At 58.9% G+C, this 23,259-nt stretch carries 11 protein-coding genes; 2 read left to right on the plus strand and 9 right to left on the minus strand.

Annotated elements, in window-relative coordinates:
- Positions 1-94 precede the first annotated feature (94 nt).
- Positions 95-3,409, plus strand: a complete 3,315-nt coding sequence (locus tag ACFOTD_RS25460) for an ATP-binding protein (protein ID WP_378122756.1) — start codon at positions 95-97, stop codon at positions 3,407-3,409.
- A gap of 487 nt (positions 3,410-3,896) precedes the next feature.
- Here the strand turns inward: ACFOTD_RS25460 and ACFOTD_RS25465 are convergent, their stop codons facing one another.
- Together ACFOTD_RS25465 and ACFOTD_RS25470 are read right to left on the minus strand one after the other, a co-directional pair.
- A complete protein-coding gene (locus ACFOTD_RS25465) occupies positions 3,897-4,778 on the minus strand; it encodes a PhzF family phenazine biosynthesis protein (RefSeq protein ID WP_378122757.1) in 882 nt (293 codons plus the stop codon).
- A gap of 132 nt (positions 4,779-4,910) precedes the next feature.
- Positions 4,911-5,306, minus strand: coding sequence for a (R)-mandelonitrile lyase (locus tag ACFOTD_RS25470; protein ID WP_378122758.1), 396 nt, complete (start codon positions 5,304-5,306; stop codon positions 4,911-4,913).
- Positions 5,307-5,491: 185 nt separating this feature from the next.
- Between ACFOTD_RS25470 and ACFOTD_RS25475 the strand changes: the two genes are divergently transcribed.
- On the plus strand, positions 5,492-6,040 hold the full coding sequence (locus tag ACFOTD_RS25475) for a TetR/AcrR family transcriptional regulator (protein ID WP_378122759.1): 549 nt from the start codon (positions 5,492-5,494) through the stop codon (positions 6,038-6,040).
- A gap of 295 nt (positions 6,041-6,335) precedes the next feature.
- Here ACFOTD_RS25475 and ACFOTD_RS25480 read toward each other — a convergent pair whose 3' ends face one another.
- From ACFOTD_RS25480 to ACFOTD_RS25510, 7 genes are all read right to left on the minus strand, one after another.
- Positions 6,336-8,738: a DUF4832 domain-containing protein gene (locus ACFOTD_RS25480; protein WP_378122760.1), complete on the minus strand. Its 2,403-nt coding sequence runs from the start codon at positions 8,736-8,738 to the stop codon at positions 6,336-6,338.
- A gap of 984 nt (positions 8,739-9,722) precedes the next feature.
- A complete protein-coding gene (locus ACFOTD_RS25485) occupies positions 9,723-11,447 on the minus strand; it encodes a sensor histidine kinase (protein ID WP_378122761.1) in 1,725 nt (574 codons plus the stop codon).
- The gene (locus ACFOTD_RS25490) at positions 11,444-12,970 is read right to left on the minus strand and encodes an ABC transporter substrate-binding protein (protein WP_378122762.1); all 1,527 of its coding nucleotides are present in this window, start codon (positions 12,968-12,970) and stop codon (positions 11,444-11,446) included. Before ACFOTD_RS25490 ends, ACFOTD_RS25485 begins: the two co-directional genes overlap by 4 nt.
- Before the next feature lie 85 nt (positions 12,971-13,055).
- Entirely contained in the window at positions 13,056-19,484 is a 6,429-nt protein-coding gene (locus ACFOTD_RS25495) for an S-layer homology domain-containing protein (RefSeq protein ID WP_378122763.1), read from the minus strand.
- Between the two features lie 609 nt (positions 19,485-20,093).
- Positions 20,094-20,930, minus strand: coding sequence for a carbohydrate ABC transporter permease (locus ACFOTD_RS25500; protein WP_378122764.1), 837 nt, complete (start codon positions 20,928-20,930; stop codon positions 20,094-20,096).
- Positions 20,931-20,942: 12 nt separating this feature from the next.
- The gene (locus ACFOTD_RS25505) at positions 20,943-21,812 is read right to left on the minus strand and encodes a carbohydrate ABC transporter permease (protein WP_378122765.1); all 870 of its coding nucleotides are present in this window, start codon (positions 21,810-21,812) and stop codon (positions 20,943-20,945) included.
- 77 nt (positions 21,813-21,889) lie between these two features.
- Complete coding sequence (locus tag ACFOTD_RS25510; RefSeq protein WP_378122766.1) at positions 21,890-23,248, minus strand: ABC transporter substrate-binding protein; 1,359 nt, start codon at positions 23,246-23,248, stop codon at positions 21,890-21,892.
- Positions 23,249-23,259: the final 11 nt, after the last annotated feature.

Here is a 23,259-nt window from a genome sequence, read left to right on the forward strand (position 1 = left end):
ACCGCCGTCACTGGTCACGCGACGAAAGAAGCGGCGATGATGGTGCTACGGCGCAGCCGTACATCCACGAGCCGGAATGGAGAGTTTCATGTTGTTGTCGAAGACCAAACCGTATATCGTCATGCTGATCGTGCTGGCGATCACGATCGTGCCGCTCGTGCCGTTCGCGGTCCTCGACCACCGCGTCACGCCTTCCTACGCTAACGTCTATTCGGTCGGCGCGCAGGACAATCTCCGCGCATACGTCGGCGACCTGCCGGGCGATCGGCTTGAAGGAGCTTCCTGGCGCCGCGCGGCGGACGTATGGCAGGAATACCGCGGTCGCAAGACGACCGGCTATTTCTGGTATGCGCTCGAGCTTCCGGACAACCGGTGGCGCGACCCCAATTTGTTCGTCCAGGGAATGCTGCACTACGAGGTTTATCTGGAGGGCTCCGTCCTTCTGGAGCGCGGCATGCGCGAGCCGTACGAGCGCCGTATCGTGCCCGGCTCCAGCCTGGGGCGCGCGCCGCTGCCGCTCGACGCGGCCACCGACCGCACCCTATATATCCGCGTATACAAAGACAACGAATATGCAGGCGTTGGCGGAATCTATATCCGCAGCTACGCCGATCAGCTTGCCGCGTTGTTCGGAGAGTACGCTTATTTGATCGCGCTCGGTTTCGTCTCTGCGTTGATCGGCGCGGGGGCGCTTGTTTTTTTCTTTTCCCGCAGAGACCGCAGCTACCTTTATTTCTCCCTGTTCGCCCTCTACATCGCGTCGCTGTGCGTCGGCCGGTCGTTTCCTTTCCTGCAGCTGTTCGCGGATACGTACCTTTATCCTTACTATATGAACGCGTTCGTGCCGCTTGGCGTCATGTGCTTTCTCCTGTTCTACGAATCCGTATTCGGTCCGGGCTACCGGAAAATCGTTCGCCGGCTGTGGCAGGCCATGCCGCCGTTCTTCGCCGTCATGATCGGCGCCGCCCTGTTCGATCCGCCTGCCTATCCGGCGACGAACACGGTCTTCTTCCTGCTCATGATTCCGATCATCGCGATCGTGCTTGCGCATTCCGTCGCCCATTACCGCAAGCGGCGGAGTCCGGAAGCGCTCTGGTACCTGGCCGGTTTCTCCGCCCTCGGTCCCGTGCTGGCCGTCTACTGCCTCTCGGCCGCCGGCATCTGGTGGTGGTGGCTGGACCGCCTTATTTTCGAGCAAAGCCGGTTCATGCATGCCTTCTTCGTGCTGCTGTTCTGCATGGGGATGGTGCTTAGGGAGAGGGTACGGGCCGTGTACGCCCAAGCCGAACGGCACGCCGAGGAGTTAGAACGAAAGAGCAACCGGTTGACGGAGCTCGACAAGCTTAAGGACGACTTTCTCGCGAACACGTCGCACGAGCTGCGCACGCCGCTGAACGGCATTATCGGCATCGCGGATACGCTCGCGCGCGGCGCCGCCGGCCCCGTAGGCGAGCCGATTGCCGACCAGCTGCAGATGATCGCCGTCAGCGGCAAGCGGCTCTCGCACATGGTCGACGATATTCTCGACATCTCCAAGCTTAAGCACGGCGATCTGCGGCTGCAACGCGAGCCGATGGCCTTGGCGCCGCTGACCGGCGTCGTCGCCGCGCTCGTGGCCCCGCTTGCCCGGGACAAGGGGCTGCGCGTCTTGATCGACATCGCGGACGATGCGCCGCTCGTCTTCGCAGACGAGAACCGCGTTCAGCAGGTGCTGTTCAACCTGATGGGCAACGCGATCAAGTATACCGATGCCGGCGTCATTCGCGTGACGGCCAAGCCGGTCGGCAGGGAACTGCACGTTTCGGTCGCCGACACGGGCGTGGGCATCGATCCTCGGGAGCTGCCGCGGCTGTTCGAGCCATTCGAGCAGGGCGAAGCCGGCTTGCGCGGCGCAGGACTTGGCCTGCCGCTCGCGCGGAAGCTCGTCGAGCTCCACGGCGGCACGCTCTCCTGCTTGTCCGAGCCAGGTCGAGGCAGCGTGTTCACGTTCTCGCTGCCGATCGCGGAGCGCGGCGAGGCGGCGGCCTCGACGGCTACTGCAGTATCAATGGCGGCGGCCGAAGCGACGGCCGTCGAAGCAGAAGCTGCAGTAGCAGAAGCAGCAGTAGCAGAAGCTGCAGTAGCAGAAGCAGCAGTAGCAGAAGCTGCAGCAGAAGCAGCAGCGGCGGCACTGGCTGAAGCCGGAACAGTCGCGACGGTCCAGGTCGGGGCAGTCGCGAGGATTGCCGAGCCGGGATCGGTTCAACGCCCGCTTGCAGATGAAGCATCGGTGAACGCTGGCGCTATTGTGCCGTCGCATGAGACGCCGAACGCCGATCTGGCGGCTGCCGTCGCCCTGATCGTCGACGACGATGCGATCAACCGCCAGGTCCTGGCCAATCTGCTGTCGCTGCAAGGGATGCAAACCGTCCCGGCGGCCGACGGCCGGGAAGCGCTGGCGTGGATCGCCGCGAACGGCAAGCCAGATCTGGTCATCGCGGACGTCATGATGCCGATCATGAACGGCTACGACCTATGCCGGACGCTGCGCAAGTCTTATGACGCCGGCGCTCTGCCGATCCTGCTGCTGACCGCGACCGGCAGTCCGGCCGACATCGCGGCCGGCTTCGATGCCGGCGCGAACGACTATCTGATCAAGCCCGTCGTCTTGGACGACATGCTTGCCCGCGTGCGCGTCCACCTGCAGCTGTCGCGCCTGACCGGTTCGCTCGAGCGGCTCGTGAAGGAGCGCACGGCCGAGCTGGAGCATGCCAACCGGCAGTTGATCGACTCCGTGCACGAGACGGCGCACGCGCTTGCGGAAGTCTCCGTGCTGGAAGAGCGCAACCGGATCGCGCATGACATGCACGACCAGGTCGGCCACACGCTGACGGCCGCCATGATCCAGATCGAAGCGTCGAAGCTGCTGTTCGACGACGATCCGCAGCGGGCTGCCGGCAAGCTGGACGCCGCCCGCGAATCGGTACGCGAAGGGCTCGATGAGATCCGGCGCACGGTGCGGATGCTGAAGACGGCCGATGATCAGGAAGCGCTGCTCCCGGCGCTGCACAGCTTGCTTCGCCGGACGGAGGAGATGACCGGCATTGCCGTCGATTACGCGATCGAGCCGTTGCCTGCGCTGGACGAAGCGCTCTGCGCAACGCTGTACCGGGCGCTGCAGGAGGGGCTGACGAACGGGATTCGGCATGGCGACAGCCGGACGTTCGCCTTCCAACTAGGCGTCGCGGATGCTCGGCTTCGCTTCCGTCTGGCAAGCGACGGGCGTCCTTACCAAGCCGGACCGTTCGGCTTCGGCCTGACGGCAATGCAGGAACGGGTCGAGCGCCACGGCGGAACGTTCGCCGTCTCCGCGAACGGCGGCGCCGGCTGCCTGCTCGCGATCGATATCCCCCTGCCGGCGGTGCCGTAACGAACGGCTTTGCGCATGAAGCGCCTGGGTGCTCCTAAGTAGGAACAAATCCAGACGGCCTTGCGCATGAAGCGCCTCCATGTTCCTACTTAGCAACAAATCCAACCGGTCTTGCGCATGGAGCGCCTTCGTGTTCCTAAGTAGGAACCAAGCCGGCCAGCTTTGCACATGAAGCGCCTCCGTGTTCCTAAGTAGGAACAAAGCCGGCCGGCTTTGCACATGAAGCGCCTCCGTGTTCCTAAGTAGGAACACATCCGGTCGGCCTTGCGCATGGAGCGCCTCCATGTTCCTGCTTAGGAACACATCTGGTCGGCCTTGCGTATGGAGCGCCTGGTTTTTTCCTTGATCCGTCTCCAGGCAAAACATTTGATGCAGATACCCTTCGGATACCGGTTGCGGAGAACCGACGATTTGCCCTAGACCGAACATTCGGCATATCTTTTCGAATGCAAATTATATTCCACCGCGTAACTCTTCTTGTGAATCCCTATATCGAAATTCGAAATTCTTTTACATACACGGCTGTGCCCGTAATATCGATTTGCTCTCCGTTAATTACGGTGACTTTCACAATTCCATCTCTTCCTAGCTCCTGACCTTGTTCAATCAGGAGGTTTAGTTCGGGCGCCGGCTTTATATATCTCGCATAGTAAGCGCCCATGACGCCCGAGGCCGTGCCTGTGACGGGGTCCTCTACCGTTCCGGAAAACGGCGACGAAAAGTGGCGAGCATGCATGTGGGCGCGGGAATCGTAAGTCTCAAAGCAAAAGGGATGGACAGAGACGTTAGGTTTCTCCTTTAAAATGAAAGGGAACTGTTTGTTGTCGGGCTTCATTCGTTCAAATGCGGACAGGTTCTTGATTGGAACCAACAGCGTCCAGATGCCCGTGCTGCCGTAGACGGTCGGCCATTGTGTCTCTATGTCACGCTCGTCGATTCCCATCGAAAGGGCCAGCTCTTTTAGCGAACCCTTGAACGCCTGAAATTGAGGAGTAGCCTGCCTCATTGTGATATCAAATTTGCTTACTGCATCTGTGGCATCAAAATGCATCGGCAGGATGCCCGCTCTCGTTTCGATCGTCAAGTCACGCTTTTCGCCCAACATGCCCCTCGTTTTTAACGCATATAGCGTCGCCATCGTTGCGTGTCCGCAGAGATTGATCTCATGCCCCGGCGTAAAATAGCGGATTCTCAAATCTGCTACATCGGAAGGAAGCGGGAAGGCTGTTTCGTTAAATCCAACTTTCCGGGCCGCTTCTTGCATTTGCTCGTCCGTAAGCATGTCACCGTCCAGTACGATGCCAGCCGGATTTCCTTTATTCGGAATACGGCTAAACGCATCATAATGGTATACCGTTACTTCTCTCATCTCTTCGCCCCCTGCGCCGGAAGTTTTGCCCACCACTTTATTTATAACTTAACGCAAGGCGCCGCGTAAGAAAAAACGAGGAACGGCTGATCGCCGTCCCTCGTTTTCTCTTGGCGCCACGTGCGAGACGCCTTAACCCTCGTACTGCTCGTCGCTCACATGCTCCAACCACTCGACCGCTTTGCCGTCCAGCCGCTCTTGAATGGCGATATGCGTCATCGCCGTCGTCGGCGAAGCGCCATGCCAGTGCTTCTCGCCGGGCGGAAACCAGACGACGTCGCCGGGACGGATCTCCTCGATCTCGCCTCCCCAACGCTGCACCCGTCCATAACCCGCCGTCACGATCAGCGTCTGACCGAGCGGATGCGTATGCCATGCGGTCCGCGCCCCCGGCTCGAATGTCACGTTGGCGCCGGCTCCCCGTGCCGGATCGGCTGCTTCGAATAGCGGATCGATACGTACCGTGCCGGTAAAATAATCGGAAGGTCCTTTGCCTGAAGGCTGCTCCCCCGCTCTTCTGATCTCCATGTGCGCCCCTCCGTTCGAGTTGCTTTCTTCTCCACAACCTAATCGAACCGATTTGATTAGTCAACTCATGTCTATTATTATATAGTCTGATTCGCCGGCTTCAATGGTCAATCCGACAGGATCTGTTCAAAGATGAACACATCAGCGAAATGTGTCAAGTATGTTGGAAAGCTGGGTGAGCGACGATGGTTAAAGTGGATCGGAGAATCGCGAAGACGCAGGAGGCTTTGAAAAAGGCCGTCATCGAGCTGATGACCGAAAAAAACTTCGACGACATTACCATTCAGGAGATCGCGGACCGGGCCAACGTCAATCGCGGGACCATTTATCTCCATTATCAGGACAAATTCGATCTGCTGGATCAGCTCATCGAATCGCACCTGAATGAAATGGGCGAAATGGACGAATGGGCGTGCGAGCTGGAATGGAAGGACGCGCTCGTCCCTTATTTTGAATACTTCGAGCAAAACTATTTGTTCTTCTCGACCATGCTGGCCAGCAAAGGGGCTCCGTCTTCGTTTAGGACCCGGCTGCTGACCTCGTTTATGGAAGGCTTCAAGTGCGAGATCGACCGGGACAGCGGCAAAAATACGGACCTGACGGACGATGTCATGCTCCAGTATGCCGGCACCGCCTATGTCGGCATCATTGAATGGTGGATTAAAAACGGCATGCCCCATCCGCCGCGCGTCATGGCGCAGCAAGTCGGAACGCTGCTGGGGAGAAGCCTGTAATTGGCTTGGGATTCGCAAGAAGTGGCGCGATTCCGACCGCAAAAAGCCGGTACGCGGGTGAGTCGCGCGCCGGCCTTTTTGATTGCGGACATACGATCCGCTATTGTAGCGATCTACCTGCAGTTATCACACTCCGCGGACCCCAGTGCCGTTATTCCCTCCTAAACCGCCCGTTTTCACGCCACTACCCGAAGATAGCGGATTCTGGGTCCGCGTGGCGTTCCAAATCGAACGGCTTTGTTGAAATAGCGGGTCTGTGGTCCGCTTCGCAATGGAAACGGACGCATTCAGATCGCTATTCGAACCGGATCTCGTCGATCGTAAAGTTGCCCGTGAACGCGCTATGCTTGAACTTGATGGCCGTCGCTTTGTCGAAACCCGTGAAGTCGGCCAGCGGGATGCGGATTGTCTGATAGGCAGTCGTAGCGGTGACGGTCTTCGTCCCCTTGGACCCGCCTGCATCCCACATCGTAACGTTAAACGAGGCGCCGTTCGTAGCGCTCTTCACGACGTATACGAGGTAGGTGTAAGCGGACAGATTGACGTTCGCCTCGGCTGCGCTGAAGGTGGAGTCCCACCAGGTGACCCCGCTGAGCGTCAGCTCGGAGCCGTTGCTCGAGATGCTGCCGTCTCCCCAATAACCGCCTCCCATATCGTTTTTCAGCAGCGTATTATACTGGGCCACGTTGTCATAGTTGTCGAAGATAAGCGGCGTTGCGCCCCCTCCGCCGCTGGTACTCACGACGATGCGGTCTATATCAGGCGCATAGCCGGTCGGCTGCGAAAACAGCAGCGTGTTGGCACCCGCTTGCAGATGCACGGTCGCAGTCTTTGCCGCTACCGTCGTCCAGCCGCCGGAGCTCGGGAAGCTGATCGACGTGCCCGCGCCGCCGTTCACGCTGAGCGAGGCCGAACGGCTCGCGTCTCCGTTCAGGTAGTAGATCGTCAGCGTATAATCGCCCGCGGAAGGCGCCGTGACGCCGTTAAACCGCAGCGTGCCGCTGCCATTGCCCAAGTAGCCGACCTTGCTTCCGCCGGAGCAGGTCGTGCAGCTCGAGACGGCAGCCGGGCTGACGAGCGTGTTGCCCGAAGCCTCCGCTTCATAGGAGGTCGTACCGGTCGGCGTCGGTGTTGGCGTTGCTGTTGGCGTTGCTGTTGGCGTTGGCGTCGGCGTTGGAGTTGGAGTCGGAGTTGGCGTAGCGCCGCCGGTTAATGGCGGATCGGCCAGCGTCGTGGACGTCGTGGCGCTTGCGGTGACATGGAAGCCCGACAGCGTCAGCCAGCCGCTGCGATTCGCATCCTGCCGCGTGTTCGCGAAGCGGAGCGTCTTGCCGTTCGACAGCGGGTTGACGACGCGCATGACCAGCTTGTAATCGCCGGCAGCCAGATTGTGGCTCGAGCTGAACGTAAAGCTATAATCCGCGCCGCCCGGCTGCACGCTTTTCAGATTCCAGTTCGCCGTGCCGAGCGACTTGACCCAGACGTCAGAGGCGTTCAACACGCCGAACTCGACCGGCCAGTTGTAGTAGAACGGCGCCACGCCCTTGTTCTGCAGCTTGACGTTGACCGTCAGCGAGGAAGCCGGCGAATCGGGCAGCTGCACGCCGGAGTTGTACAGCGTATAGCCCAGCATCTTGTGCGCCCGAAGCGCATTGGCCGTGGCGGTCGCGCTCGGGAGGGTCGACTTGTAAACCTTGTCGTACATGAGCCAGGAGGCGTGCGTCGTCTCGACCGAGGTCTGGAAGTTCTGGCCGTTCTGGTTGGGCCAGGTCTGCCAGAAGTTCGCGTCCTGCTGGAGCGGCGGATAAAGCTCGCCCCCGATCGGATGCGTCTGCCAGATGTTCTGCAGGTTGTTCTGGGTAATCAGGCTCCAGAAATCCCAGGTCGTCTGGGTCAGCGTCTCCCAGGCGAACGAATCGTCATGGTAGCCGAAGGCGTTTTTCAGCGTCGATGTGCTCGCGGAATAGGGGTAACGCGCGAGCACCTGTGTCGTGCTGAACGCGTTTTTAAATGCGGTCAGCAAGCCGTCCATGTTCGACTGGTTCATCTGCCAGTCGTTCGGGGCGGAATTGTAGGGCCACGTATGCCACTCGCCCCAGAAGCCGTACAATCCCGTCGTCACGAAGCCGATCCGCGGATCGCCGTCGTAACGGGCGCCGAGCGCGGCGACGAACTGGCGCAGCGCCGTGTTCAGGTTGGCGTCGTTCCAGTCGGGCGCCAGGCTGTGCGTCGACGTGTCGTGGTTGCCGTTCTGGTCGTAATCGCGCGTCAATAGACCGCCGTTGATCAGAAACTGCGGGATGCCGGTCGTGCGTCCCGGATAGTCGACGTAGACGCGGAACGCAGCCTGGTTGCCCCGGCTGGCGATATCGTTCAGATAGGCGTCCAGCGGCGCCCAGTTGTAAGTGTTGGAGCCGGTCATGAGATCCCGCAGCGACACGTAGAACCATTCCATGCTGTGCGGGAAGCTGTTGTTCGGATCGACGCTTTCCGAAGGCTGCTTGGAAAAGGGCAAAAATCCCTTCAGCGGATTTTGCTCCAGCCCCGGCTTATTCTGGTCGTACGTCTGGGTCTGCCATTCTCCCGAAGCGGCGGCGTGCTGCAGCCGAAAATTCATAAGCAGCATCGTGCCGATCAGGACAAAAGCCATCAGGATGAGTACCGGCTTTGCGGGTCTTGCGAGTCGTGCGTTCGACATTACATCGTTCACTCCTGTTCGCATGGGATATGTTGCTGAAGCGACCGGCGAGCCTGCCCGCCGTCCCTGCTCCTCGCCCCCTCTCATCGCGGCCACGTCTCCGCTGCATCCCGATAACCATGCATGCATGCAGACTGACGCGGACGGGATAGCGCCTTCGTAAGCGCTTACGATCTCATCATAAATCACGCGTTTTGCATGCTGATAGGCCCCGATTTTAAGATCGGAGCCATCTTTTTTAGATTGGTTTTTCCAGGGTCGGGCGTGGGCCGGCAAACAAAAGTAAAGGCTGTCTCCCAGGTCGCTTTACGACCTTCGAGACAGCCATTTGGCGGGTGTGGGGCAGTGCTGGTAGTACTGTGCCTAGATCGTAGAGTAACTCTATATCCGTCGTATCGGCTTCCCCGCCAACCAAGCTCTGAAACTAACTCGATATTGAGTTTTTCGACTCGCGGGAAGCCGAGGAGGATCCATCGCCTCCTATATGAGAGGCGTTGCCGAATTCGCGGACCGCAAAAGGCCCATCGCCTTCTATATGAGAGGCGATGCCGAATTCGCGGACCCCGGAACGCTCATCGCCTTCTATACGAGAGGCGATGCCGAATTTGCGGACCGCCAAAGGCTCATCGCCTCCTGCACAAGAGGCGATGCTGTCTTCGCGGCCGACGCAGCCGGACACTGGATGCGTTATTTACTCAAAATCATGGCTATCGGCGATGTTGCGGACACAGGGTTCGTTAACGAAGTTAAACAAGCGAGTTTCCGGAGTTACAGGTGAGGATAACGGAACTGTTGTCCGCAACCGATCATTTTTGGCGCAAATTCAACCCAATAGCGGCTCCTCGGTCCGTCTGTAATCGATCTCTCAACAACTCTTAACGCTCTCCCGACGTTCTCCCGACGCTCTCCCGACGTTCTCTCGACGCTCTCCCGACGCTCTCCGACTCTTCCGACCTTCTCCCGCCGACCTCCCAACGACCGCCCTCACTCCGCTTCCTCATCCTCCTGCACCTGCCAGATCAACTCCGCGCACAGCCCGCCCCGCTCCGATTGGCTGAGGAACAGCCCGGAGCTTTTGCCGAACAGCAGCATCAGGCGCTGGTGAACGTTCTGCAAGCCGGAGTCGATCTGATCGCTCGGCGCCGTGCGAATCTTCGTCTGCAGCGACTCCAGCTGCGCCGGCGCGAGGCCCGTGCCGTTGTCGTCGACCGACAGCCGCGCGATGCCGCCCTCCTCCAGCGTGCCCCGGATGCGGACGGTCCCGTACTTGACGGGCTTGCGGAACGCATGTACGATTACGTTCTCGATCAAGGGCTGCAGCGACAGGCGGGGGATCTCCATTTTCAACATCGCCGGATCGATATCGATCTCGTACTCGAAGTCGTCCGTCAGCATGCGGTGGATGTCCAAATAATTTTCGATCAGATTCAGCTCTTCCTGAATGGTCGCAAAGCTGCTGCTCAGCTTGGTCGTATAGCGGTAATACCTGCTCAGGTTCATCGTCATCGAGACGGCCGCTTCCTTTTCCTCAAGCTCCACCATGCTCTTGATATACGCCAGCGTGTTGTAGAGGAAATGCGGATTGATCTGCGACTGCAGCTGCTTGACGTTCGCCTCCTTCGTCCGGATCTGTTCCTTCAGCACGTCCTCAATCAGCTCTTCGATTCTCGCGGCCATCGAGTTGAACTTTTGATACACATAGCGGAATTCCCCCTTCGGAGGGTCCTTCATCCGGCTCGTATAGATGCCCTTCTCGATAAAGTTCATGCCCTGCATCAGCTTGCGGAACGGAATACGGATGCTCCGGTACAGCAGGAAACTCAGGATGCAAGCCATGAACAGCATCATGCCGCTGATCGAGTAGAACATCGTCTGGCTGCGTTTGATCGGGGCCATAATCGTGTCGATCGGCACGTAGTCCACCAGGTACCAGCCCAGCGGCTGCACCATGTCCATATGCACCTGGTACGTGCCCCCGCTCGTCCGGATGAGCAGCGGCTCGAATTCGCCGTCGGCGCCCGCCGGGTCAAGCTCGGGCAGCATCTCCTGGATCAGAGCCTGATTCGCCGTATAGTTATAGATCGGGGTATCGCCCGGCTTGTACAAAAACGGATCCTCCAGCCCGTTGCTCTTCATCTCGGACAGATCGCTCTTGATCTCGCCTTCGTCAACTTTGGCGACGACAGTCAGATCCGCCTCTTCTTCTCTCGCGCTCTTGGCCGGATTGGAGATCGTCTCTATGAAATAGGAATTCCCCTTCGGATTCGTCCGGTAGCTCCAGAAGCCATCCTTGTCCGGCAGCTCCGCAGGCACGGCGCCCAGGCTGGAATTGCTCTTGATCACCACGCCCGTCTTCGGGTAGACGACCGCGATGATGCCCTTCCACCTCCCGTAGCCCGCCAGCCTGCTGATTTCCTCGGATACGGTCTTTAGCGTGCGATAGTAGAGCAGATCGTCGTCCAGCAGGTCCGGATAGGCCAGATTGCGGACTTCCGTGCTCTCGTACAGCATCTTTTGATAGGAATCGTATTGCGCGAACATTTGACCGAGTTGTCCAACGAACGTCTCGACCTGCGTACGCTTCGCCTTCACGATCTCCCTTGTCAGGACGCTGGAGCTCGTATGGTTCGAGTAGGCATACAGCGCGATGATCGGCGTCAGCAGCAGGAGCAAAGCGAGTACCATATTGGTGAAAATGCTGGATTTCACTCCGATTCCTCCTGATCCGCGCGGGAGGTCTGTGCAGCCCGGAAATCCGCGTACTGTCGCTTGAATTCTTCCCAAACCTTATCGTATCCCGCTTTTTTCAGCGCCTCCATCGAGCCCGGAAACGCCTGATCGTAACCGACGATGCCCAGGTTGATCGGCAGGAACTTTTCGTTGTAGACCGCGAGCACTTTGGCGTACTCTTTTTTGACCGGCTCCTGGTTAAAATGAAAGCCGAATATGTGGGAGACTCTCGCGTTGTCGTCGTTATGCAGCATATCCTCCACGACGGAATCGTCCACATTGGTCGTCGGCATGAAGTAGTTTTTGTTGCGCCACATCCACTCGTACATGAACTGGTCGTTCGTGAGCAGCTGGATTTTGTCGTTCTCGATCCGATAATCCTTGCCTTCCACGCCATAGATAATGAAGTTGTAGTGCTCCTTGCTCTCAAGAATCCAATTCATGAACTGCATGGCGCGCTCGGGATGAAGCGCCTTGGCCGGAATCATATACGCCTCGTTGGAGGGCGCGACGATGTATTTCGGCTTCTCCGGGGCCAAGTAATATTCTCTCAGCTTGGCATCGGGGTCCGCGTTCTGCACCGTCTGCAGGTTCTCCATCGCCCGGGAGACGGCGCCCACCCGGAACAGCAGCCTGCCCGCGTCCTCCTGATCGATGTTGGCCGCCTTGTTGCCGGCGAGGCGTTTGTCGATCACGCCGATGTCCACCCAACGCTTGCGTACCTGCGCGACCTTCTTGTACAGATCGGATTCGAGGTAATCGACCAGCGCGCCCGTATTCTCGTTGACGGCGAACATCTGATTTTCATCGAGGAAGGTGAGCGGCTCATCCGACAGCTCTCGCCACAGGACATCCTGGCCGCGATCGTTTTCCAAGTACCCGTAATACCTCGGATCCCGCGCATGCATTTTCGTATAAAACGCTTCTAGATCGGCGATCGTCCGGATATCCTTCATGCCGACCGACTCGAGCAGATCCTGGCGCACCATCACCGACGTGAATTTGCCGGCAGAGGTAAACGCCTGGGAAGGAATCGCCCACAGGCTGCCGTCCATCTCGTACTGCTTGAAGTTATCCGCCGGGATGTTCGCCGTCAGATCCTTGCCGTACGTCCGAAGCAGCGTATCCAGCGGCTGGATGTAGCCCTTCGTCTTGTAATCCGACACGAACGACATGCCGTACCAAAACAAGTCGTAGTTCTCGCCCGTGGACAGCGCCAGCTCGACCTTGGATTGATAATCCGCCCAGGGAATATACGTCAATTCCAGCTTGATGTTGAGCTCCTGCTTCAAGCGCGCGTTCAGCTCGTTGTCGACGAACTCCCGCATGCGCCCCGACTCGTCCCCCGGCATGATCATGCTTAGCGTGACATAGGGCTGCGACGCTTCCGTGCCGTTGTTGCCTTCGGAGCCGCCAAGCCCCGGTATGCCCTTGCAGGACGAGGCCATTATGACCCACGCGATCATCGAACAGAATAAAAAAATGCGATTTACTGTTTTCACCTCAGCCTGTCTCCCCCGGTAAAAAAGCATCGATACCATTCAATTGTATAAAGCCCCGGCAGAATCCTGCCGAGGCTCCAAACATTCAGTTCATAAATTGAACGAGCTGTAAAAACCGTTCGAGCAATACGACCGCTTCGGCTCTGCTCGCATTCGCGGCAGGATCGATCGTCGTTGCCGATCTTCCTTGCATGATGTCGGCGGCAAGCAGCTGAGCGACGGCCGGTTTGGCCCAAGCGCCGATCGCGCCCTGGTCCGCGTACTTCGCAAGAATCGTCTCCTCGGCGTCGCCCGCTGCCGCGGATTGTCCCACATACTTGAGCGCTCTGGACAGCATGACCGCCATTTGTTCGCGGGTGATCCGGTCGTTCGGCTTAAATGTACCATCTTGATAGCCCTCGATGATACCCGCATTTACCGCCTGTTCGACCGCATTGTTATACCAGTCCGATTCGGCGACGTCGCTGAACGAAGCTGCCGCAGCCGGAGCGCTTAATCCGAGCGAACGAACGAGCAGGGCCGCGAATTCCGCGCGCGTGATCGATTGATTGGGCGAAAAGCGGTTCAACGAAGCTCCGCTCACGATCCGCTTCGAAGCGAGCGATTCGATATCCGCCTTGGCCCAGTGGCCGTTGAGATCGTCGAACGTCTTGCTGCCGGTCGCCACCGTATAGATGCTGTTCCCGTTCCGTTTGATAACGGCTTCCGTACGGTCGCCGCTTGTCTGGAAGACGGCCGGTACGAAACGGAAAGTGCCTGCAGCCGGGTCGTACAGCAGGGCTGTCGTTATTGCACGATCCACCGTTCCCGACAGGCCGATCGTCCGCTCGACATAGGTGCTGCCGAAATCGGCGATCTCGACGGATTTTCCGTTCGCTTCCGCATATATGTCGTATGCCAGCGCAGGGGCGAGCAAGGTCAGTCCATCCTTGGCTGCCTGTGCGGACAACCGCTCCGCCGCCTCACCTGCCACTTTGTTAATTTCGATTCTGATGGTCATCGCATCGACGCTTACGCCCAGCTTTTCCGCCATCGAAGTCAGTCCCAGAACGGAGACAGGCACCTTGTAGCTTCCCGAATCCGTCTGCACGACGATCGACGCGCCCGGCAGTTTGCCCGCGGCATCGATCAGCGCGGACGACGGAATCTCTGCCTTCACGCTGCCGCCGTCGTTTTTCACGTCGATCGTGACCGCGTTCAAGGTCGCCGACGCTTGCTTCGCGAGCGCATCGAAGGCCTCTTTAAGCCGCTTCGCATCGATCGTTGCCGTCGTCTCGGCGACGCCGTCCGCATTTTTGGTTTGCGTCGTCTTCACTGCGTCCTGCCCAAGCTTGACGCCATCCTTCGTCTGCTCCGGCGCCGGTGTCGCAGGCGTCACGGTCGTGCCGCCGGAAGGCGGGTTGGTCTCCGGCTCGGATCCCGAGGATACGGTAACCTGGAACTGCTTCGCGAAGTTGCCGTCCGACGTCTTAGCCGTAATTACCGTCTGTCCATTGCCGACAGCCTTGACTAAGCCCGCGGCAGAAACGTAAGCCACTGCCGGGTCTGACGAGGACCATACGACTCTCGCGTTGCTTGCTGCTGCTGGCGCGGCGGCGACGCTGATCTGCGCGCTCTTGCCCGGCGTCAACTTCAGCTGTTCTGCCGTCGCAGCCGTTAAGCTCGTTACCCGTACCGGCGCCTCGGCCGCGCTGCCTGTCACGACGACGCTGCCCAGATTCAGCCATCCGCCGTCATGTTGCTCGGCATTCGCGAACTGGAACGGCTTGGCGTCCGCATTGACCTGCTCGAGCGGATTTACGTAACGCATCAGAATCTGATAGCTTCCGTTGCCCAGCGCCGGATTGTTCGTCGACTCGAACAGCTTGTTGCCGTCGAAGCCGTTCGTATTCGGCAGCAGGTCTTTCAGATCCCAACCCGGCTCCCAGATTTTCACGATGCCGGTTTCCGTTTGCGCGGCGAGCTCGACCTTCCAGTTATAGTAGAAGGGGGCTACGCCTTTGTTTTCGACTTCTACACCGACCTTCAGGTTGCCGTCAGCCGCATCCAGATAAGCCGTCGGCACATAATACTCGTAACCCATTTTGCGCGAGCCTTCCGTCGCTCTTGCCAGCGCTTCGGCGTCCAGCGGCGTCTGGAAGATGCCTTGCGCGATCAGCCAGGAAGCATGGGTCAGATTCAGGCTGGTGTAATAATCCTCGCCCTGCGCGCCTTCGATCGGCGTCGACGGCTCATTGTAGCGCGGCGGATCGTTGTTCCACATTTTCACTTGAATTTCGGGCCGCATCTCCCCGCCCATGCCGTTCTTTTTCCAGAATTCCGTGGCCGACGCATCCTTGATGCGGCCCCAGAAATGCCAGCTTTGTCCGCCGAGGCTCGGCGGGAGCGTCTGGAACGCGAACGAATCGTCATGATAGCCGACATCGAAATTCGTCGTCTTGAGCGTGCTGTTGTCCATCGGATACCGCAGCACGAGCTGGGTGCTGTCGAACGCGTGATCCATATCGGTCAGCACGCGCTTCAGGTTGGCGTCGGTCGGCATCAGGTTCGGCGACTTTAAATTCCCGTCATACGGGTACGTGTGCCACTCGCCCCAGAAGCCGATCAAGCCGATCATGATAAATCCGATCCGGGGATCGCCGTCATAACGCGCGCCAAGCGCGCCGATGAAATTGTCCAAAGCGCCCATCAAGCGTTCGTCGTTGTAATCGGGCGCCAGGCTCGTGGCATCCTTGCCGTTGTCGTAGCCTTCATAGGCAAACGTCTTCAGACCTTCGTCGATCAGGAATTGCGGGATGCCCGAAGGCTTGTTCGGATAGTCCAGATACACTCTGAACACCGCCTGATTGCCTCTGGCCGCCACCGCTTCCAGCCGTTTGTCCAGCTCTGTCCAATCGAAGTCGTTCAGGTTGTTCATCAGCTTGCTCAGCGGCAGATAGAAGAACTCCATGCTGTACGGCAGTTGGGTCGGACGGTCTCTCCAATCGTCGCCTGCCGTGAAGTACGCTTCCTCGGACGCATCGTAGAAAGGAAGGAAGCCCTTGAGCGGATTATCTACGGGTGCCTGGCTATATGTGAGTGCGTGCGTTCCCTCTGCCGTCGCCCATGCCGGCGCGCTCGGGTGGTCGACAGGCTCAGGTCCGGAAGGACCTCCGTCGCCGCCGCTCGTTCTGCCCGCCAGCGCATACAAGCCGAGCGCGTCGATCGTGAGGACATTGTCCGATTGACTGGCCGGGCCGAAGCCGAACTGAATTTGCAGCACCTTGCTTCTGTCGAATGCGGCGTCGCAAGCGCCGCAGCCCTGCCAGGACGATTGGGAAAAGGCGTCCCAAGGAATGCGGACCATGCCCTTGTAGCCTGCGGCGATCGACAGCGAACCTCCGCCCAGGGTGGTCGTCTTCCAGCCGTCCGCAGCGTTATAGAACTTGACGGCGCCGCCGGCTTTTAAGGAAAACTCGCCTTTCGACGCGTCCGTAACCAACGCTACGTTCAGATCCATGCTTTTGCTGCTCGGCGACGCGTTGTTCACCCAAAAGGTAAGACCGTCGTAGTCCGTCCAGTCCGTATCCGTCCCGGTAAACGCCGCACGCTTGATATTGATCCAATTGGACGCAGACTTGCCAGGCGTCGGGGAGACGGAGAACTTCATCGCCTGCGTACCGTTCGCCACGTTTACCTTGTCGAGCGTCCGAAGCACGGATGGATCGCCGTCCTCCCAATCGATCTTCCAGACGTTCTGCAGCGCGGCATCGTCCACATACGTATCGAAGCTGTCCAGGCTGAAGTCTGCCCGGTAGAGCGCAATGTCATCGATCGTGACGACATTGTGCGTGTAGCCCTTGGGCGGGAAGCCGAACTGGAGTCCGTCGATCTCGCTCGTGTCCAGCGCGGCCGCGCATGACGTCTGATCGCCGTCGCACTGCCAGGCGGCTTGAACGAATTGATCCCAAGGGATTCTGACGACGCCGCTGAAGCCTGCCGGAACGTTCAGCGAAGCGCCGTTAAACGCCGCCTTGCGCCAGCTTCCGTCCGCGGCGAGCGTCAGGGCCGATCCGCCGTCCTTTAACCCGAACTCCCCGTTCGCAACAGGCGTTTCGAGCGCAACGTTTAAGCTGAAGTCCTTGCTGTCGCTCGTCGTGTTGTTGATCCAAAAGCTTAAGCCGTCGTATCGGGACCAATCCCGCTTGCCTTCAGGGATCGCATGGATGATATTCGCCCACTCCGAATCCGCGGTGGCGACGGACAGCTTGAGGCCCTTGCTGCCGCTCGTTAGGCCGAGCGCTCTCGTCACCGAGCCCGGCTTGTCGGACCAGGCTTCCGTCCATGCTTGGTTGATGGCCGTATCGTCCGCATAAGACTCGAAGTCTTCGATCAGCCCAGCCGTGCCGGCGCCCGGATTCGTCGGCGTGTCCGGACCGTTTCCGTTGCCGCCTGTCTCCGTATCCGATTCGTATTTGTCCGTGAAGTAAATTTCATCGATATAAATGGTGCCCGTCGTATTCCAGGTCGCTTGCGCGAGGGCGAGGCTCCAGATCGTCTGCGACAGATCCACGCCTTTTGCAGGCAGATCGATGACGAGATCTTTATAGCTTGTCGTAATGGTGTCGCCGCTAAATTGGCCGAGCGTCTTCGTAACGCCGCCGATCGTGAGGTTGACCTGGCTTTCTTCGCCGCCGACGGCGCCTTTCGCCCGAATGACGAGCTTGCTCGTAGCTGCCAGATTGCGGCCGATATTCGTTTCTAACCGGGACATATTCTGATATTGAAGGATGAGCGCGCCGTCTTCAACGACGCCCGCGCCGCTGCCGTTCGCGAAGTTGCTGGAGCCGGTCCATTGATTCAGATCGTTCTGCGTGCTGGCCGACCAGGCCGGCGTCCCGTCGTAATTATCGACGAGCAGCTTCGTCGGCGGAGGCGGAGGCGTTGTCGGCGGTTGCGTGCATGGCGACGCGCAGTTCCCCATCAACACCGTACCGAGATTGAGCCAGCCTTCCTTGTCCTGATTCGTATTCGCGAATCCGACCTGCTTCGCTTTGCTGCTGATGGCCTCGAGCGGATTGACGACTTTCATGACCAGGTAATAATAGCCGTCGCTTAAGGCCGGATCGTTGATGGTCGTATCAAAATAATACGGCTCGCCGAACGGCACGTACTTCGGATTGCCATCTACGTTCCATTCCGGATACGTGCGGATCTCCGAAGGCTGGACCTTCGTGATATCCCAGGACGTGTCCCACTGCTTGACCAGCTTGCCGGACGCGTTTTTGACGCCCAGCTGTACCTTCCAGGGGTAGGAGAACGGCGCAACGCCGTTATTCTGGATCGCAACGCCGACTTTAAGCGGAGCTCCCTGCGCCACATTGTTGTAATAAGCGCTTTTTACGTTCAGATCGTAGCCCATCTTGCGGATACCCGCAGCCACCTTGGCATCGCTCGCACTGTAGCCGCCGACGCCTTTATGATTGATCATCCAAGTCGCATGGGCGAGCTCGATATCGTCGATCGCGTCGTCGACGTCGGTACCGCCGCTGAAGAAACGGTCCTGAATCTCCGGACGGACCTCGCCGCCGATCGATTCCGTGATCCACTTGTTCTCCGAGCCGGCATCCAGCATCTGCGTCATGAACGAATAGTAGGCGCCGCCCATGCTCTCCGGCTGGGTCACGCTCTGCAGCGGATCCCCTTCCTTATAGCCGAACGAGTCGTCATGATAACCGATGTCGTAATCGCCCGCGCCCGGCAGGCCGGGATTGCGGACCTCTAATTTAGTGTGATTAAAGGCCGTGTCGTAGGCGTTAAAAATGGCGTTGATCGTCGTGGCATTCGGCATATGGTCCGGATAGCTGTCGCTGCTCGTATCCGAGTCGTACGGCCAGGTATGCCACTCGCCCCACAAGCCGACGAGGCCCATATGGATGAAGCCGATGCGCGGATCGCCGTCGTACTTGGCGCCGAACGCATGAATGAAGTTGGTCAAATACGTGACCATGCGCGGATCGTCGTAATCGGGTTCGTCCTGATTGAAGGCATCGTTGTGACGAATCGCGATGCCGTCGTCATGCATGAACTGTGGGATCGCGTCGGCTTCGCCGGGATATTCCAGATAGACGCGAAGCACCGCCTGATTGCCGCGTGCGGCAATGGCATTCAGCTGCGGCTCGATCCCCGCGTCGAACGTGAAGGAATTCGGTCCGCTCATGACCGCCTTGAGCGGCACGTAGAACCACTCGAGGCTGTGGGGAAGCGAAGCCTCGTTGTCCCACGGATAAAACGGGGCGAAGCCTTTGAGCGGATTGGCCAGCGGACTTGGCGCAGCCGTCAGATCGTGCTTGGCCAGCGCGCTGTCCGCCACCGGGCTCGGATAGGGATTGACCGGCACGCGCGTCGGATCGGGGCCTGCGGCACGGGCGCTGCCTGGCGCGGTATTCGCCAGAACGGTGCTTAAGAGCAAACACATCGCGAGAAAAACGCTGAATGACGATTTTCGAATCTGATGGGCCGATAATGGATTCATCGGAAACCTCCTGGATTGGTTTTTACCAATGATAGCGTTACCACAATTGCTTAAAGGGGCTTGCCGGCGGGCCTGACGACCCTCCTCCCTTCTTTTCCGAGCAAACCGTTTAGTAGAGATTCGAGCACTTGTAGAGATTCGAGCACTGTAGAGATTCGAGCACTGTAGTGATTCGAGCACTTGTAGAGATTCGAGCATGCGGTGCGCTGTAGCCGTGCATTTCTCGCTTACAGCCGTATTCACACGTCCGCGCCGCGCTTTAACCGCGCTTTCCTCGCTTACAGCCGGGCATTTGTGCTGTAACCTCAAATTTCTCGCTTACAGCCGTATTCACAAGTCCGCACCGTGCTGTAGCCGTGCTTTCCTCGCTTACAGCCGAGCTTCTTCGCCGCAAGCTCACATTTTGCGCTTACAGCCCCATGTTCAGGGACTTCCGCCGCTCCAAGCTCACTTTTTGCGGTTACAGCTAGTTAGCGCGCGAGCTTTTCAATGTGTCTTTAGAAGCTGGAAGTCCCTCGCGGCGCACAGGCGCTGCCAGGATTGCAATAATCCTGCCAGCCGCCTGAACAATTGCGCCAACTGAGCAACCTTCCCTGGCGCCAATCAGCCTCAGCCCTTGCTGGCGCTGAACGCGACGCCCTCGATGAACCGCCGCTGGAAGATAAAGAACAGGACAAGCATCGGAATGACGGCCATGAACGCGCCGGCCGTGAGCACCGGATAGTCAGTGCCGAACATCGACACGAGCGTCGCAAGTCCTGCCGACAGCGTCAGCTTCTCGGGCGAGCTGTTGATGATGAGCGGCCATTGCAGGTCGTTCCAGGACCAGAGCAGCTGGATGATGACGATGGCCACCAGCGCCGACTTCACGAGCGGCAGCATGATGTGGCGGAAGATCTGGAACGGATTGCAGCCGTCGAGCACGGCGGCCTCCTCCAGCTCCTTGGAGATGCCGAGGAAAAATTGCCGCAGCAAGAAGGTCGCGAACGGACTGACGAGCGAGGCGATCCAGAGCGCGGTCACCGTGTTGACGAGTCCGAGCTTGCTCATCATCATGTATTGCGGCGTGTAAAAAACCGGGTTGGGCACCATCATGACCGAGATGATCAGGAAGAAGCACAGGGCGCTGCCCGGGAAGCGAATGCGCGCGAAAGCGAAGGCCGCCATGGCGCTGAAAATGACGGGAAACAGCGTCTTCATGAACGCCGACATCAGCGTGTTCGCGTAGTAGTGCAGAAAAGGGGACTGCGCGAGCGCATCCTTATAGCCGCGAAGGCTGGGCTCCGCAGGGAACAGTCGAATCGGAATCTGGGTCGCCTCGGTCGTCGTCTTGAGCGACGTGAGGACCATCCAGAGGAACGGAAGCACCATGATGGCGGCTCCCGCGATGAGAATCAAGTGAATGACGATATTGCTTCTACGCTTGGCAGAGGCGACGCCGCTCATATTCGTACCTCCTCAGTCGTAAACCACCCATTTTTTTTGCATCAGGAACTGGAAGCCGGTCAGGATCAGGTTGATGAGCAGCAGGATGTTGACGATCGCCGCCCCGTAGTTCTGATCGTAGTAGATAAACGAATTCTGGTAATAGGCGTAAACGAGGGAGCGCACGGAAGGCAGCGCGACGTTCGTCTTGCCGATGATCAGGTAGATGCTGTCGAAAATTTGCGTGGCGCCGATGACGAGCACGATGGACGTAAAAAACAGCGTCGGCGTCAGCAGCGGGAGCGTAATATAGCGGAACTTGCGGAAGCCGACGGCGCCGTCGAGCTCGGCCGCTTCGTACAGCGAACGCGGGATGCCCTGGAGACCTGCCAGGATCAGCAGCATGTTGAAGCCGATCGCGCCCCATACGCCTACCATGACAAGCGCGTACATGGCGAACCGTTTATCCGAGATCCAGGCGATATGCGTGCCGATCGCGGAATTCAGCAGGCCGTAGTCCTGCGCGAAAATAATGACCCATACCATGGCGGCCGCGGCGGCCATCGTGACCTGCGGCAGAAAATAGATGACCCGGTAAGCGGACCTGCCCTTGATCTTCGCATTCATCAGGACGGCAAAAAACGTAGACAGCACGATCGTCAGCGGCACGAACAGCACGACGTACAGCATCGTGTTGCGAAGGTTCTGCCAAAACTCGTCGTCCTTGAACAAACGCTCATAGTTGGCGAGGCCCACCCAGTGATTGTCCATGCCGAAATTTTCGGACTTCAGGAAGCCCAGATAGACCGAGTAGATCGCCGGCCACAGCCAGAACACCAGCGTCCCGATCAAGGTAGGGGCGATCATGATATACGCCCATGCGTATCTGCTTCTCGAATGCATTTCCTTCACCCCATCATGGCCGAAGGCGTCCCGCTAACGGGATCGCCTTCGACGATATTACCTCTTTGAGACGATGCTTACTTCGCGTCCGCGATCGCTTGATTCATCATTTCCGCGACCTTCTTGGCGCCTTCTTCGACCGAGATCGCGCCGCCCCATGCCTGGGACATGATCTCGCTCTCCTTGGCGAACCAGACCGGATACGACTTGGAGCCGCTCGGATAAGGCACCGCATCCGCCGTCTGATCGATGAACACCTGCAGGTTCAGGTCCGGCTTGGACTTCACCCATGCGTCCTGCGTGCCGTTGAACGCCGGGATCGCCGCGCCCATTTGCGCCGTGATGTCGGCCGCTTCCTTCGAGCCCAGGAACTTCAGGAACTGCCAGGACTCTTCCTTGTGCTTGCCCTTAGCGGACATCACGTTGCCGAGGCCGTTGATGATGTTGCCGCGCTTGACCTTGCCGCTCGGCAGCTTCGCCCAGTCGTACTTGCCTTTGATGACGTCGCTGCTGGCCAGGTTGCCGTTATCCCACGAGCCGTCGAAAATCATCGCGAGCTTGCCGGACTTGAACATCTCTACCGCGTCCGTGTCGGTCATCTGCTGGTGCGTCGGCGAAGCCTTGTCGAGGATCAGCTGGTAGCGGGCCTTGAGCGCTTCGATGGTGGCCGGCTCGTCGTAGCCGGATTTGCTCATGTCGTCGTTCAGAATGTGGCCGCCGTTGGCAAGGATGTCGTTCCAATAGCCGGCTTGCGTATCCAGCTTGGCGCCGAAGCCGTAGATGCCCTTGTCCGGCTGGCTGAGCTGCTTCGCCACTTCGGCGAGCTTCTCGTAAGTCCACGTATCGTCCGGATACGGGATGCTTGCCTGATCGAACAGCTCCTTGTTGTAAGCGAGGCCGATCGTATCGAAGTCCTTCGGAACGCCGTAGTTCTGCCCGTCGAGCGTGTAAATCGAGCCCAGGTTCGAGGCGTAATTGTTCAGATCGATCTCGCCCGCCTGCACCTTGTCCGTGATCGGCTCGAGGAACTGGCCCGTCGCGTACTTGATGAACTGGCCGCCGTGCATCCAGAAGACGTCGGGCAGCGTGCCTGCCGGCGCGGCCGCGGACATCTTGGTCCAGTAGTCGCCCCACGGGATGACGTCGACCTTGACCTTGATGCTCGGGTTCTGGTCGGTGAACGCCTTGGCGATCGCCTCCATGGCAGGCTGTTGGTTCTTGTCCCAGATCGTATAGGAGATCGTGACGGCTTTGCCGCCGTCTCCGCCTGACGGCTTGCTGGCCGCCGGGCTCGAAGCGCCCCCTGCCGAAGCCGGCGCGCTGCTAGCCGCGTTGCCTCCGTTATTCGAGTTGCCGCCGCAGGCAGCCAGCGCCAGCGAAGCGACGAGCAGTACGCCTGCCGCCGAAGCCGCTTTCGATTTCTTTGTTACGTTCATCGTGATATCCC

This window comes from Cohnella sp. GCM10012308 (assembly GCF_042649185.1).
GTDB lineage: Bacteria > Bacillota > Bacilli > Paenibacillales > Paenibacillaceae > Cohnella.

Bases quoted from the DNA above. Each gene is read 5' to 3' on its own strand.
- ACFOTD_RS25465 (WP_378122757.1), bottom strand. From the start codon at position 4,778: ATGAGAGAAGTAACGGTATACCATTATGATGCGTTTAGCCGTATTCCG.
- ACFOTD_RS25470 (WP_378122758.1), bottom strand. From the start codon at position 5,306: ATGGAGATCAGAAGAGCGGGGGAGCAGCCTTCAGGCAAAGGACCTTCC.
- ACFOTD_RS25475 (WP_378122759.1), top strand. From the start codon at position 5,492: ATGGTTAAAGTGGATCGGAGAATCGCGAAGACGCAGGAGGCTTTGAAA.
- ACFOTD_RS25480 (WP_378122760.1), bottom strand. From the start codon at position 8,738: ATGTCGAACGCACGACTCGCAAGACCCGCAAAGCCGGTACTCATCCTG.
- ACFOTD_RS25495 (WP_378122763.1), bottom strand. From the start codon at position 19,484: ATGAATCCATTATCGGCCCATCAGATTCGAAAATCGTCATTCAGCGTT.
- ACFOTD_RS25500 (WP_378122764.1), bottom strand. From the start codon at position 20,930: ATGAGCGGCGTCGCCTCTGCCAAGCGTAGAAGCAATATCGTCATTCAC.
- ACFOTD_RS25505 (WP_378122765.1), bottom strand. From the start codon at position 21,812: ATGCATTCGAGAAGCAGATACGCATGGGCGTATATCATGATCGCCCCT.
- ACFOTD_RS25510 (WP_378122766.1), bottom strand. From the start codon at position 23,248: ATGAACGTAACAAAGAAATCGAAAGCGGCTTCGGCGGCAGGCGTACTG.